The sequence below is a fragment of the Metabacillus sediminilitoris genome (genome assembly GCF_009720625.1).
GTDB lineage: Bacteria > Bacillota > Bacilli > Bacillales > Bacillaceae > Metabacillus > Metabacillus sediminilitoris.
In genome coordinates, this window is sequence record NZ_CP046266.1 from 2,243,273 (window position 1) to 2,257,316 (window position 14,044).

12 protein-coding genes and 3 pseudogenes are annotated in these 14,044 nt (G+C 35.0%); 12 read left to right on the forward strand and 3 right to left on the reverse strand.

The features are described 5' to 3' along the window. Nucleotides 1-223 precede the first annotated feature (223 nt). Nucleotides 224-1,528: a CitMHS family transporter gene (locus GMB29_RS10620; RefSeq protein ID WP_136357026.1), complete on the forward strand. Its 1,305-nt coding sequence runs from the start codon at nt 224-226 to the stop codon at nt 1,526-1,528. Between the two features lie 366 nt (nt 1,529-1,894). On the opposite strand, the gene GMB29_RS10625 is transcribed toward GMB29_RS10620, so the two are convergent. Further along, the gene (locus GMB29_RS10625) at nt 1,895-2,656 is read right to left on the reverse strand and encodes an IclR family transcriptional regulator (RefSeq protein ID WP_136357024.1); all 762 of its coding nucleotides are present in this window, start codon (nt 2,654-2,656) and stop codon (nt 1,895-1,897) included. 468 nt (nt 2,657-3,124) lie between these two features. Between GMB29_RS10625 and GMB29_RS10630 the strand changes: the two genes are divergently transcribed. The 7 genes and pseudogenes from GMB29_RS10630 to GMB29_RS28050 form a co-directional block, all read left to right on the forward strand. Beyond that, a complete protein-coding gene (locus GMB29_RS10630; protein ID WP_136357022.1) occupies nt 3,125-4,210 on the forward strand; it encodes an extracellular solute-binding protein in 1,086 nt (361 codons plus the stop codon). Continuing rightward, entirely contained in the window at nt 4,207-5,295 is a 1,089-nt protein-coding gene (locus tag GMB29_RS10635; protein ID WP_136357020.1) for an ABC transporter ATP-binding protein, read from the forward strand. The genes GMB29_RS10630 and GMB29_RS10635 overlap by 4 nt, the downstream gene beginning before the upstream one ends. 24 nt (nt 5,296-5,319) lie before the next feature. Continuing rightward, complete coding sequence (locus GMB29_RS10640) at nt 5,320-6,195, forward strand: ABC transporter permease (protein WP_406600346.1); 876 nt, start codon at nt 5,320-5,322, stop codon at nt 6,193-6,195. Further along, nucleotides 6,192-6,998: an ABC transporter permease gene (locus tag GMB29_RS10645; RefSeq protein WP_406600324.1), complete on the forward strand. Its 807-nt coding sequence runs from the start codon at nt 6,192-6,194 to the stop codon at nt 6,996-6,998. Before GMB29_RS10640 ends, GMB29_RS10645 begins: the two co-directional genes overlap by 4 nt. Before the next feature lie 186 nt (nt 6,999-7,184). Next, complete coding sequence (locus GMB29_RS10650; protein WP_168733932.1) at nt 7,185-7,586, forward strand: PaaI family thioesterase; 402 nt, start codon at nt 7,185-7,187, stop codon at nt 7,584-7,586. A 257-nt stretch (nt 7,587-7,843) separates the two neighbouring features. Continuing rightward, nucleotides 7,844-8,833 carry a sugar ABC transporter substrate-binding protein gene (locus GMB29_RS10655; protein ID WP_155443873.1) on the forward strand — a complete coding sequence of 330 codons (990 nt, stop codon included), beginning with the start codon at nt 7,844-7,846 and terminating at the stop codon, nt 8,831-8,833. Between the two features lie 284 nt (nt 8,834-9,117). Next, nucleotides 9,118-9,258 (forward strand): annotated as a pseudogene (locus tag GMB29_RS28050) (hypothetical protein); the annotation flags it as partial. A 101-nt stretch (nt 9,259-9,359) separates the two neighbouring features. On the opposite strand, the pseudogene GMB29_RS28055 reads toward GMB29_RS28050, so the two are convergent. After that, nucleotides 9,360-9,472: pseudogene (locus GMB29_RS28055) on the reverse strand (excalibur calcium-binding domain-containing protein); the annotation flags it as partial. 358 nt (nt 9,473-9,830) lie between these two features. On the opposite strand from GMB29_RS28055, the gene GMB29_RS10670 reads away from it, so the two are divergent. Next, nucleotides 9,831-11,171, forward strand: a complete 1,341-nt coding sequence (locus GMB29_RS10670) for a 2-hydroxycarboxylate transporter family protein (protein ID WP_136357014.1) — start codon at nt 9,831-9,833, stop codon at nt 11,169-11,171. A 67-nt stretch (nt 11,172-11,238) separates the two neighbouring features. Here the strand turns inward: GMB29_RS10670 and GMB29_RS28060 are convergent. Further along, nucleotides 11,239-11,394 (reverse strand): annotated as a pseudogene (locus tag GMB29_RS28060) (CBS domain-containing protein); the annotation flags it as partial. A gap of 39 nt (nt 11,395-11,433) precedes the next feature. Here GMB29_RS28060 and GMB29_RS10675 point away from each other — a divergent pair. From GMB29_RS10675 to GMB29_RS10685, 3 genes are all read left to right on the forward strand, one after another. Next, nucleotides 11,434-12,084, forward strand: a complete 651-nt coding sequence (locus GMB29_RS10675) for an acetate uptake transporter (RefSeq protein ID WP_136357012.1) — start codon at nt 11,434-11,436, stop codon at nt 12,082-12,084. Nucleotides 12,085-12,568: 484 nt separating this feature from the next. Further along, on the forward strand, nt 12,569-12,751 hold the full coding sequence (locus GMB29_RS10680; RefSeq protein WP_136357010.1) for a YolD-like family protein: 183 nt from the start codon (nt 12,569-12,571) through the stop codon (nt 12,749-12,751). Between the two features lie 67 nt (nt 12,752-12,818). Then, the gene (locus GMB29_RS10685) at nt 12,819-14,024 is read left to right on the forward strand and encodes an acetate kinase (protein ID WP_136357008.1); all 1,206 of its coding nucleotides are present in this window, start codon (nt 12,819-12,821) and stop codon (nt 14,022-14,024) included. Nucleotides 14,025-14,044: the final 20 nt, after the last annotated feature.

The following is a 14,044-nucleotide window of genomic DNA, read 5'->3' on the forward strand; positions in this document are numbered from 1 at the left end:
GATTAATATTCAATTTATATATTTGAGATATAGAAGTCTTTTGGGGTACTTTTTACAAGATAAATCTGTTGCGAGATTAGTCATTTGTTCGGGACGGATATGAGAAAAGATGTGAAATAGAGATAGGTGAATGTTTTCACATCTTATTTTTTGATCGTTTTGATAGCGCTATCAATGAATTGCGTAATAAAAGTGTAAAAGATTTGCACTAGGGGGGAAAAGGATGTTAACGGTACTTGGATTAACAATGATAGCGGTATTTACCTATTTTATAATGTCGGGTCGCATGTCTTCTTTTACTGCATTAACGGTAATCCCGCTTTTATTTGCCATCATCGGAGGATTCGGTTCCAGTGTTGATACGATGATGCTTGATGGAATCAAGCTGGTTGCAACTTCAGCTGCATTCCTGTTATTTGCTCTTTTGTTTTTCGGAATCATGATAGACGCGGGTTTGTTTGATCCGTTAATCAATAGGATAATCAAGACAGTCAAAGGTGACCCACTTAAAGTAGCAGTCGGAACTGCTATTTTAACTCTTCTTGTTGCACTTGATGGGGATGGAACTACGACTTTTATCATTGTTGTCTCCTCAATGCTGCCTCTGTATAGAAGGTTAGATATGAATCCATTGGTATTAGCAACAATTGCCATGCTTTCTTTTAGTGTGGTCTGTGGTTTAACGCCGTGGGGAGGACCTGGAATTCGAGCTTTATCTGTTTTAGGATTAGAGCAGACAGACTTTTTTATACCTCTTATTCCCACTTTAATCGGCGGAGCAATATGGGTCATAATTGTCTCATTCATTTTGGGGAAAATGGAGAGAAAAAGACTTGGGGTAGTTGATATAGATGAATATGAAAATGCAGCATATACGATAGAAATTGCTGCTGCACAAGAGTGTTCAATTAAGCGTCCACAGATGTTATGGATAAATTTGAGTTTAACTATTATCGTCATGGCAGTGCTGATAATGGGGCTAATGAAACCAGCTGTTCTCTTTTTGGTGGCGGTTGTTATTGCTATGTTAATCAATTATCCTACTATAGAGCAGCAGAAAGAAAGAATTAACGCCCACGGAGCTAATGCATTGATGGTATTATTGGTTGTATTTGCTGGCGGCGCTTTTACCGGAATTTTATCTGGGACAGAAATGGTCGATTCAATAGCAGATGATTTGGTATCAATTATTCCAGAATCATGGGGAAGTTATTTCTCTGTAATTATTGCATTAATCAGTATTCCATTTACTTTTGTCATGTCAAATGATGCATTTTATTTTGGTGTAGTGCCTATCTTTGCAAATACAGCTGTGGCTTATGGAATTGAACCGATAGAAATTGTCAGAGCGGTTGTATTGTCACAATCAGCGCATTTTCTTCTTCCTTTAGTGCCAGCCACTATATTATTAATTGGGATGCTAAAAATTAATATTGGAGAATATGTCAGATTTGCATTTAAATGGTCAGTTCTCACTAGTGTTGTCCTGATTTTAATTGCTTGGGCAACAGGTGCAATTATGAACTGATAATTAGAATGAGGAAAATCTCTAAGAGATAAGCTACATCCACGTAACATGATACAAAAGGGGTAATAATTCATTCAATTTTAAAAACAGAACTCATTTGTAGGGATAATAATGTTTACTTTTAGTAGAAATATAGTTTTACATCTTTCTATCTGGGTTTTTAATGATTGAAATTATAACTAAAAACAGACATAAAAAGAACGATGATCTTTACATTAAGGGTCATCGTTTATCAACATTATTCTTACTATTTATAAGTTCTATTTAACAGAATCTTTTTTCGAAAATCAGCTTCATCTAACTGTTTAGATGAAGCTGATTTTCTATTTTATTAAAAATATGCATTTGAAAATACAGAATATATTATCAAGGAATATTTCTTTCCATTGCATTTCCTATTTGCTTAGCAGCTTCTATTACATAGTTTGAAAATGAGGTAACTGTATCTTCTTCTTTCCGGAATACCGGACAATTGATTGATACACCAGCAAGGATTAATCCATCATTAGTCAATACAGGTGCGGAGACATTAAGAGCTCCTTCATATACTTCTCCTTCTGTATATGCAAATCCCTGTATTTTTATATTTTCTAGATCTTTTTTTAACTCATCAATATTTGTAAAACCTTCTGAAATGGCTCTTTGGAATACTTGTTCTTGTTGTAAAGGTTCCATAAATGCTAATAAAACTTTTCTTGATGCACCACGATAAACAGGTCTACTTGCTCCAATAGGCGATGAAAATTTGATGTCGTTAGGGCTTTCGATTGAATCAATACAAACTCCTTCTAATGTGATAGGGTCGACAACATTTAAACTGATCGTTTCTCTTGTTGCTAGGGAAATCTTTTCCAGGAAAGGCCTAGCAACTTGTTGGAGTTTAAGATTGGGATTCGCATACAAGCCAAGTTTATATGCATTTAATCCTAATCTGTATTTTCCTGTAGAAATATTTTTTGTTAAATATCCACTTTCAACTAGCGTGTTAACTAAGCGAAACATAACTGTTGATGAAATATTTAATTTATTAGTTAATTCTTTGACACTATATTCAATATCGTTTCCATGAAAATGATTCAAAACCATTAATCCTCTTCTTAACGTTTGAGACGTCGATTTATCCGTCATAAAAACACATTCCCCCAACTATTAAAAAACTAATTGTTTATCAAACCTATAGAGTAAATTATATTATCCCAGCTAAAGGATTTCAATTTTCATCACCATCAAATATGTTTTAGAAACAATAACAATTATATGGTATTAAGTTTGATAGTACCTTATTGAAAACCCTGTTAGGATTTATAAGTTATGATTTAATATTTTTTTATTTTTAAAATTATTGAAAAAATTAACTGATGATGATAATATTTAATTATCGGATTGATAATCCGATAATCGGTTTCGTTTTTAGTCCGTTTTTGCTTTTTTGAAAAGATTATGTTTTTTAAGTTTAATAGTTCAATACAAGAATTATTAAGCAAAAAAGAGATTGAATCCAACGAAATGTAAACGTTATCAAAGGAGGGGAGATCAAGCACTAGAAAGAGTGTTGATGCTAGGTCAAGGCTTAAATATTAAGTAGGGGGAATATCTATGAAAAGACTGCTTTTTTATGTAACTATATTAATTCTAGCTACAATTTTACTTGCGGGATGTGGGAAAAAAGAAGAGGCGACTGTTGGTAGTGATGGAGTTGAACAAGAATTAGTAGTTGCAGGAAATCAGGATATGACAGATCTAATGAACCAGAAAATTTTTAAGTCTTTCCAAGAAAAATATCCAGATACGAAAGTCACGTATATTCCAGGAAACGGTGCGGAAACAGCAGCAAAAGTTAAAGCACAAAAGAACTCTCCGCAAATTGATGTTGCTATTCTAGAAATCAATTCACAAATTGATGGATACAACAATAAACTTTGGTCCCCGCTTAATAAAGAGGACATTCCTAGTATGAACAAAATTGTACATGAAACGAATATTCCAGAAAACAGTGGTGTACCAGTTTTTTACTCTCCACACGTAGTGTCCTATAACAAAGAATTAGTCGAAAGTAAAGGACTCCCTGTATTGACATCATGGAATGACTTAGCTTTACCTGAATTAAAAGGAAAGGTTGCTCTTCAAGATCCTGCAGGCAGTTTTGGCCGTACAGCGTTAATTATGCTTGCTTATGCTAACGGGGGATCAGAGAGCCAAATTGAACCAGGATTTAAAAAATTAGCTGAAATTGCATCAAATCAGTCGACATTTTATAAGAATCAAAGCTTTATTAATCAAGCTCTGCAAGATGACTCAGCGGCATATACGGTTTGGGCTTTAAATCGACACCATACTTACCGTGAGGAAGGCAATCTGCCCCTTGAGTTTGTTGTACCTAAAGAAGGTGTTTACATTTCTAATTCCGGAATTGCGACATTGGTTGATGGAGCGAAGCACCCAAATGCTGCTAAAAAGTTTATTGATTTTATGTTGAGTGATGAAGTTCAAAAGTTATTGGCTGAAGATCTCTACCTTAATCCTGTTACTGATGTGAAGGTGTCTTCTGAAGTCGCTAAAAAGTTGGAGTTTGATAAGAGCAATAGTAAAGAATTCGACAACAACGTTATTTCTAGTGAATTTCCAAAATGGCTCGAGCGGTTTAATCAAGAAATCTCACCTTTAATAGGAAAGGATATGTGACAATGACGTATGATGTAGAGTTAAAAGGTATCAAGAAGAGTTTTAACAATCAAAACATAGTTAAAGAATTTAATCTTCAAGTCAAAAAAGGGGAGTTTATCTCCTTTCTAGGACCTTCTGGTTGCGGTAAAACTACTACATTGAATATGTTGGCAGGATTTTTAGAACCAAATGAAGGAGAATTATTTATAAAAGGGAAAAAGATGAATAAAATCCCCCCGTATAATAGAGAATTGGGGATGGTTTTCCAGACATATTCTCTATTTCCTCATATGACTATCTTTGAAAATGTAGCTTATGGATTGAAATTAAGAAAAGTACCTAAATCTGAGATTAAATTAAGAGTAAAAAAAGTGCTAGAACTTGTTCAGTTGCCCCATTTGAATGATCGTTTCCCTAATCAGCTTTCAGGTGGACAGAGGCAGCGAATTGCTATTGCTCGTGCTTTAGTTACAGAACCTTCAATTTTACTATTAGATGAACCGTTAAGTAATCTCGATGCTAAACTCCGTATTGAACTAAGAGACGAGTTAAAACGCTTGCATAAACAATTGGGTGTAACCACTATATTTGTTACTCACGATCAGGAAGAAGCATTATCATTATCTGATCGTATCGTTGTCATGAGTCATGGGAATATTGAACAAATTGGAACTCCTGATGAGATTTATCACCGTCCAAAAACTGAGTTTGTACATACATTTATTGGGCAAACGAATCGATTCCAGGGAAAGGTTGAAGCTGTAAATGGAAAAGAAGTTTGTATTTTATCAAGTGATGGCTTCCGTTTCAACACACTCAGCCAACAGAATAAATTTGAGGTAGGAGAACAAGTAAATCTATTCATTCGTCCTGAAAGTGTTTATTTATCTAAAGATTTTCATACAGACCAGAATATTACTAGTATTACTGGAACCATTAAATTAGTAACATTTCTTGGTGCTGTTACAGAGTATCACATAACAGTTGGTAATCATGATTTAACAGTACGAACACAACAGCCCAAAAGTGAATGGATGGAGGGTACTACTGTTTCATGTTACTGGGACATTAAAGATCAGCTGTTAATCAAAAGGGAGGAATGATTTTTGGCACAGACTTCTCTATTAATTCATAAGACAAAAAGTAATACATTTAATGTTTTTTCTTCTCGATGGGTCATTCCAATTCTTTTGGCACCGGCACTGATTATATTAATAGGTGTCTTCTTCATTCCAATGATGTTGATGTTTATACAAAGTCTAATAGACGAACAGAGTAACTTTACGATAGCAAACTATTTAGTTTTTTTCCAAGAGCCATTTTATTGGGGAGTTCTTTGGCAAACGATCAAAATTAGTAGCTTGACAGTACTGGGTACATTAATTTTAAGTTATCCAGTAGCAATGTTTATGGCGGGTTCAACAGGTAAAATCAGAGCAATCGTAACCTTTCTTGTCTTATTGCCACACCTAGTCAGTGTTGTAATTAGAAATTTCGGCTGGACAATTATACTAAATGAACGTGGGTTAATTAATACATTTCTTTTAGAGATAGGAATTATCAATCAGCCGCTACGGTTAATGTATAATGAATTAGGTACAGTGATTGGGTTAGTGGATTCATTTGTCGCTTACATGATATTGGCCATTGCCACAAGTCTATATTCAATTAATCCTTCATTATATAAAGCTGGGGCAATCATGGGTGCGAATCGACTAAGATGCTTTTTTAGTATCACATTCCCGCTAAGTTTGCCAGGGGTTTACTCAGGAATTGTTCTGGTTTTCAGTTTATCTATGAGTGCTTTTGTTACACCAACTCTCTTGGGTGGGACAAGCGTTAAGGTAATGCCAACATTAACCTATCAACAAATCATGTTTACACTGAATTGGCCACTAGGTGCGGCGATATCGTTTGTTCTTTTGGCAAGCACGATATTACTAGTCTCAACATTTACAAAACTAACAGAAACAAAACGATATAAGGAGGTATTTAAATCATGATGAAACTCCGCTTTTCATGGCTCGGGGTTGTAACTTTCTTTATTTTAATGATTACGATCGCGCCTTTTCTCGTGATTATTCCTAGTTCTTTTACTTCTGAGAACTTTGTATCGTTTCCACCTGAAGGATTGTCCCTAAAGTGGTATACAGGGATGATAAATATGCCCGGGATATTAGATGCGGTTGTGTTCAGTTTACAATTGGCTACAGTTACAGCAATTATATCAACAGTGTTTGGAACATTTGCAGGCTTATGTATTACAAAATATAACTTTAAAGGGAAACAAACAATTAATACTCTATTATTATCACCTTTAGCATTGCCTTCACTAATTATAGGAATTGCCTTGTTAGTTTACTTTACTTATCTTGGATTAGCGGGCTCATTTACAGGTCTTTTGTTAGCGCATGTATTGATCACTATTCCATATGTCATCCGTTTTGTGTTAACAGGGATGGCCACCTTCGATGACAATTATGAAAAAGCAGCTGCTATTTTGGGAGCCAAACCTATACGAACTTTCTGGGATGTTACCTTTCCGTTAATTCGTTCAGCAGTAGTTTCAGGGGCAGTTTTTTCATTTCTAATTTCATTTGATAATGTGACTATATCTTTGTTTTTGGTGTCTGCAGAAAGCATGACGTTGCCATTAATGATTTTTAACTATATCCAACAAAACTTAAGTCCGTTAATCTCTGCAGTATCAACTATGGTTATTCTATTAAGCTTAATTCCAATCATAATTTTAGAAAAAGTGTATGGTCTTGATCGTCTGTTTGGTTTAAACTCAAATTCACATTAATTTCTTGAAAGTTATTTATGTTAATTAGAAAGTACAACGATAGTTTTAATCTTGATTATCATGCATTTTCAAATAAATTGAGGTATAGAAAGAGCAGGGCATTACTTGCTCTTTTTAATATTTTCAATTTTTATAAAAATTGAAAAAATATACTATATAATAGTAGAAAAAAGGGGAGGAATGAGAATGGAACAAGATAAAAGGAGTAATCCTTTTCGGAATTTACTTCAAATAAAAGAAATTAATGCTGAAAATGGGGCTGCAGAAGTTAAGCTTGAAATATTCCCTGATCTTTTAAATTTCTCTGACAATGTACATGGCGGAGTACTTGCATCGCTCATTGACATTTCAATTGGTAGTGCAGTTCGTACAACACTTGATGATCGTTATCGCTCTGCAACAGTTGAATTAAAGATTAACTACATAAGACCTGCAAATGGTTCATTCTTGTTAGCTAAATCTTCTTTATCTCATAGAGGAGGAACTTTATCTGTAGGTATATCTGAGATTTATAATGATCAAAACCAATTGGTTGCAATGGGAACTGCAACTTTTATCATTTTAAATAAAGATAGAACGAAAGAATAAATTCAACTCTTTGACAGCATTGAGGTTAACCGCTTTCTATTTTTACTACCATTCATTCATAGGAGGTTTACTAAAAAAAGAAAGCAAGAAACGATCATTTTCAGAGAAGACCGTCACTGCAAGAGACCAAGGAAGCTCAAATTAATTTTCGCCTTTAAAATATTATCTAAAAAGTTGTATTTTATTTATAAAAAAGTTTTTACAGATGTTTTATGCTTCTAAATTGATCAATGGTTTGACAGGGAAGGAGAAGAAAATTGAAAAGGAAATGGAAAGTTCGATTAATTTGTTCTGTTTTTCTTATAACTTTACTATGCATGGCTGTTCATTTTCTGAAAGAAGATGATAAGCCTAAAGTGGTGGTAATTTTAAAAAGGTTAGACGTAGAGTATTGGAAGGCTTTTGAATCAGGAGCCCAAAAGGCATTTGATGATTTTGACATAGACGGTAAAATAATAGCACCTGAGAATGTATACCCCATCACAAATGAGGCTGACCTGTTAAAAAGAGTTTTAAAGCAAAATCCAGATGCACTTATCATTAGTCCAATTCATCCATCCCATACGATTCCTGTATTAAAAGAATATAAAAAAAGAAACATTCCCATATTGTTTGCGGGCAAGGATATGCAGTGGAACGAAAAAACCACATATATAGGAACTAATCATTCAATATTAGGGAAAAGAGCAGGGCAGCTATTGGCTTCCACACTACAGCCTGGAGATGAAGTAGCCATTATATATGGAAAGTTAGAGAGCTCCGAGCAGGAGCGAATAAAAGGAGCGAAGGAAGTTTTGGAAGACGTTGGAATTAAGGTTGCCACTGAACGGTTTGGAGAAGATCGATTTGAGAATCCAATACCAGTAATGGAGCATGTCTTGCAGGATTATCCTAATATTAAAGGTGTATTTGCCACAGGTGATCGAATCGCTCTAGAGACATTGAAAGTAATAAAAGAAAATGACCTGAATATTCCCGTCGTTGGAACAGAAGGTAGCAGAGAAATGGTAAGGGCTATTGAATCCGGAATGCTCAGCGCTACTATAGGGCAAAATCCTTATGATATCGGATATCTTAGCGTGGAACAAGCACAGAAAGCCATAAAGGGAGAATACGTAGAAAAAAGGATCGATATTGGAGTGGACATCGTCACAGAAGATAATGGAAAGGAAAGGTTAAATTTTCTAAACGAAATATTACATTCAAGGCTAGATAGAATTAACAATTTTGTACGGGAACTCTTATAAGATAAGATTAGATAACTGTTTCCTCGACAAGATACCTATCTCCTGCCAGAAAAGTTTGGACAAAAAGTAAAGATGGCTAGAAATAAAGCAAGAGATTCCTTTTGGACTTGTTTTAATCAAGCACCTAGTTTTAATACACTCAAACAATATAAGAATGATATCAATTTAGATATCAAAATCGACCAGCGAATATGTTAAGATTTTTAAATTTATAGGTATACATCATTTTCACCCTAACGGGTGCCTAACAGAGGACTGAATCAAAAGGCGAACACCCGCAGAAACCTTCAGCAAAAGAAAGAGACGTATATAGACAAAGATTTTTGGAAACAAAAGGGTGGAAGATCACTCGAATTTGGAGTCGAAATTGGCGGAAGAACTCAAGTGCGGAAATTGAAAAGATTGATCAATTGGTTAAAAATTAAAAAAGAAGAGAATGTTTAGGTGAAAGTTATGGCTTAAATTATAGGTATACCAATATGGTATACCTATTTTTGTATGAATGTTACCCAAGTCCTGTCATTTTTTATTGATCACAAGAAATACCATCTCCATCACGATCCAATTTACTACTATAACCAGGCTCCCCCTTTCTAATTGGGGCTGCTCAGCATCTCTTACTTCAGAACAGTTATTGTATATAACTGTCTCTTCCGGTTCTTCAATAGGTTCTGGCTCAGGCTCAATAATTTCTTCTTGTTGTTAAGGTTCAGCCTCTGATTCATTCTCTACTGGTTCTTTTTCCTCCTCTAATGGTTTTTCTTCTAGCTCTTCTAGAGTGTTTTTATTTTTGTTATCTTATAATGTCAGTAAAGTCCGAGTTTACTAGATTTTTTCTTGCACTAGAACCAATTCATTGAACAATACGTTTGTAAGCAACTTTTTTGCGGCTTACTTTTTTTATTTTCAAAACATTAATATAAATTTCATAAACTGTTTTTTTGGAAGCGTTACAACTATTATGTAGATACAGAAATAGTAAAGGAGGAATAACTTCATGGAAACAGCAAGAAAATTGGAAACGCTTCAACATGAACATGAAAAACAAGGGTTTCTTACAAAGCTCAAACAAGTAAAGGTAGGGGTTATCCCATTACCACTATATTTAGTATTAGCGGCAATTGTTTATGGTGCATCTGTTTATAATCAACTACCTCCAGACATGATCGGAGGATTTGCGGTTATTATGGTGCTTGGAATTTTACTAGGTGACCTTGGAATGAAAATTCCTATTTTAAAAGACATTGGCGGACCTGCTATATTGGCCCTGCTTGTTCCATCTGTTCTCGTATTTTTTAACATCTTTAATCCGGCTTCGATGGAAGCGGTGACAACATTAATGAAAACGTCTAACTTTCTTTATTTGTATATTTCTGTTTTAGTAGCTGGAAGTATCCTGGGAATGAATCGCAGAGTCTTGATTCAAGGTTTTTCAAAAATGTTTATACCGCTTGTTCTCGGAACTGTAGCATCTATTGTTGTTGGTATATCAGTTGGAGCACTTTTTGGATATGAAATGAAGCATACCTTTTTCTATATCATTGTTCCTATTATTGGCGGAGGAGTTGGTGAAGGAATTCTACCATTATCACTAGCATACTCGCAAATTTTAGGTGGATCAGCTGAAACGTATGTATCTCAAATGATCCCTGCTGCAGTCATTGGAAATATCGTCGCAGTTATATGTGCAGGATTAATGAAAAATTTAGGTGAAAGAAAGCCAGAGCTTACTGGAAATGGCGTATTAGTCAAAGCAAAAGACGGCGTAAAAGAGATGAAGAACGAGAATACAAATATAAATGCGCCAGTCGATTTTTCATTAATGGGTGCAGGTTTACTGCTTGCCTGTGGTTTTTTCATCTTCGGTCAATTTGCCCATATGTTTTTAGGCATTCCTGGTCCAGTTTTAATGATTGTGGCTGCTACATTGGTTAAATGTCTTCAGCTAATGCCGGCAAAAATGGAACAGGGTGCATTTCATCTTTATAAATTTGTTTCTACAGGTTTAACTTGGCCGCTTATGGTAGGGTTGGGAATGCTGTTTATTCCATTGGAGGATGTTGTGAAAATTGTAACTCCTGCTTATGTGGTAGTTTGTATGTCTGTTGTGCTCGCAATGGTTGGGACAGGTTATATTGTTGGTAAATTCCTAAATATGCATCCGGTTGAATCAGCGATTGTAACTGGGTGTCATAGCGGATTAGGGGGAACAGGGGACGTAGCAATTTTGTCTGCCTCCAACAGAATGTCATTAATGCCATTTGCACAAGTAGCAACAAGACTTGGTGGTGCTGCTACAGTAATCATGGCAACACTCTTAATGAAGCTATTGAGTTAAAAGGATAAGGGAAATCAAGGAAAGCTTGGTGTTCATTCCAGGATTTTAGTGATTTAGTATAAATTTGTTATTTGGAAATTTCACTCAAAGCTTGCCCAGCTTTTTTATCAGCAACAGCAAGATCCCCTAAGAGCTGCAATGCCCACTAATGATCCATCATCTACAATAGGTAAACGACGAATTTGATGCTTGCCATCAGGTTACTAGTTTCAGAAACAGACATAATTAAGAGTAAATTATGAAGGAAAGTAAGAGGATTAGAATGAAAAATCAAAGTTATACGTCAGTAAAGGTGATGATAGCTGATCCATCAGCGCTTGGTCTATTTGGTTTAGCAATGGTTACGCTTGTAGCATCATCACAAAAATTAGGTTTAACAGAAGGTACGGCATTAATCTTGCCATGGGCATTTTTTTTAGGGGGTATTGCTCAATTAATTGCCAGCTTTTTTGATGCTAAGCATAATAATGTATTTGGAACAACGGCATTTGGTGCATTTGGATTGTTTTGGTTCGGTGTCGGTACAAGCTGGTTGATCCAAATGGGGGCTTTAGGAGACACGGTCTTGGCAAATGCTGATTCTAAACAGCTGGGTGTTGCATTCATTGGCTATTTAATTTTTAGCTTATTTATGACAATCGGTGCAATGGAAACTCATAAAGTGCTGTTTTTTATTTTCGTACTCATTGATTTCTTATTTATTGGATTATCCTTAAGTTCGTTTGATATTATGTACGAATTTTCACATATGCTTGCAGCCATCTCTGAATTGCTTATTGCGCTACTTTCATTTTATGGTTCTGCTGCAGCTGTTTTAAACACTCACTTTCAACAAGTTGTGTTACCTGTAGGAAAACCATTTCGCATATTCATAAACGATAATAGAAAAGAAATAAGAAAAGCTACAGCTTAAGGTGGCTTAGAAGAATAGTTGGATAAACGTTATTGAAATATCTCACTTGGAATGTATGTAAATCTTATAAATTTCCGGTAAAAATGATTAGTGTACTAGCTCTTATAATATCTGTCCAACTTAGTGTAGCCTTTTCAGGAATTACGGCTTTTGCATACAGGGCTGATCAAGGCCGATGTGTTTTTTTACCAAAATACTTTCCCTAGGATTAAAGGAAATCTAGTTGCTGTTGTCTCAGATGGAAACGCTGTACTTGACTTGGGAATATTTTCAGTTAATAAGTAAGCCTCTTTCACGTTAGTTGTCAGTAAAATATTTATTTCATTTAAAACTTTAAACTTGGACTCTATAAGTCTAATAATAGACAGTTGTAAGTATGTTAAAGATTATTTTACTAAATGGTAAAGGGCATATTTATTCATGTCACTAGTCAATAGAATAACGCCTTTCCATATAGGACTTTAGTGATTGAGGAGATAGATAGATGATTTTAAAAAAATTAACCAAAAATCGCTTGATAACCATTATTTATTTTCAGAATGGATTGCTTAAAACATGCAAAGGTCGAGTATATAAACTTAATTATTTCAATCAGACTATTAATGTAATAAACGAAAAGCAAAATGCGATCTCCATTCGTTTATCAAGTATTAAGGAAATTCATTAGTACATTCTAGATATCTAATATGTTTCTAAAAACGAAATGGTTTAGATGAAAAGGAGCAGGAAATATCATGTCAAAAATAATAGCAATCAATGCAGGAAGCTCTTCTTTAAAATTCCAGTTATTTGAAATGCCGAGTGAAGAAGTACTTACAGCTGGGTTAGTAGAACGTATCGGCTTAGATAAAGGAGTATTTACTATTTTAGTGAACGGAGAAAAAGTAAAAGAAATAATAGACATTCCAGACCATTCTGTTGCGGTTAAGATGCTTCTTAGCAAGCTTACACATTTTGGAATTCTCGATTCTTTAAATGAAATTGAAGGAATCGGTCATCGTGTTGTACACGGTGGTGAGATTTTTAATGACTCAGTTTTAATTACAGATGAAACACTTCAAAAAATTGAGGAGTTATCTGATTTAGCCCCACTTCATAACCCAGCAAATGTTGTTGGAATTAAAGCATTCAAAGAAGTTTTACCAAATGTAAATGCAGTAGCAGTTTTTGACACGGCATTCCATCAAACAATGCCAGAACGATCATTCTTATATAGTTTACCATATGAATATTATGAAAAATATGGAATTCGCAAATATGGCTTTCATGGTACCTCACATAAATATGTATCTGAAAGGGCAGCAGAATTATTAGGGCGTCCGATCGAACAATTACGATTGATTTCTTGTCACTTAGGAAATGGAGCGAGTATAGCAGCAATTGAAGGCGGGAAATCTATTGATACTTCAATGGGCTTTACACCACTTGCAGGTGTTGCAATGGGAACTCGTTCAGGGAACATTGACCCAGCGCTGATTCCATTTATTATGGAAAAAACAGGTCAATCAGAAATGGAAGTGTTAGATATTTTAAATAAAAAGAGTGGTATATTGGGCATTTCAGGTTTATCAAGCGATCTTCGTGACATCGAACAAGCTGCTGAAGAAGGAAATGAACGAGCAGAAACAGCTCTTGAAGTATTCGGTAGTAGAATTCATAAATATATAGGTTCTTACGCAGCACAAATGTCTGGAGTAGATGCAATTCTTTTTACTGCTGGAATTGGGGAAAACAGTGATATTATCCGTTCACGTGTATTACGTGGTTTGGAATTCATGGGTGTTTATTGGGATCCTGAACGTAATCAGGTCCGTGGTGAAGAAAGATTTATTAGCTATCCGCATTCTCCGGTAAAAGTTATCATTATTCCGACAAATGAAGAAGTTATGATTGCTCGTGATGTACAACAAATAGCGGTACCTGTACCTGTACTTCATTGAGATAAGGACTTAGGATGCCT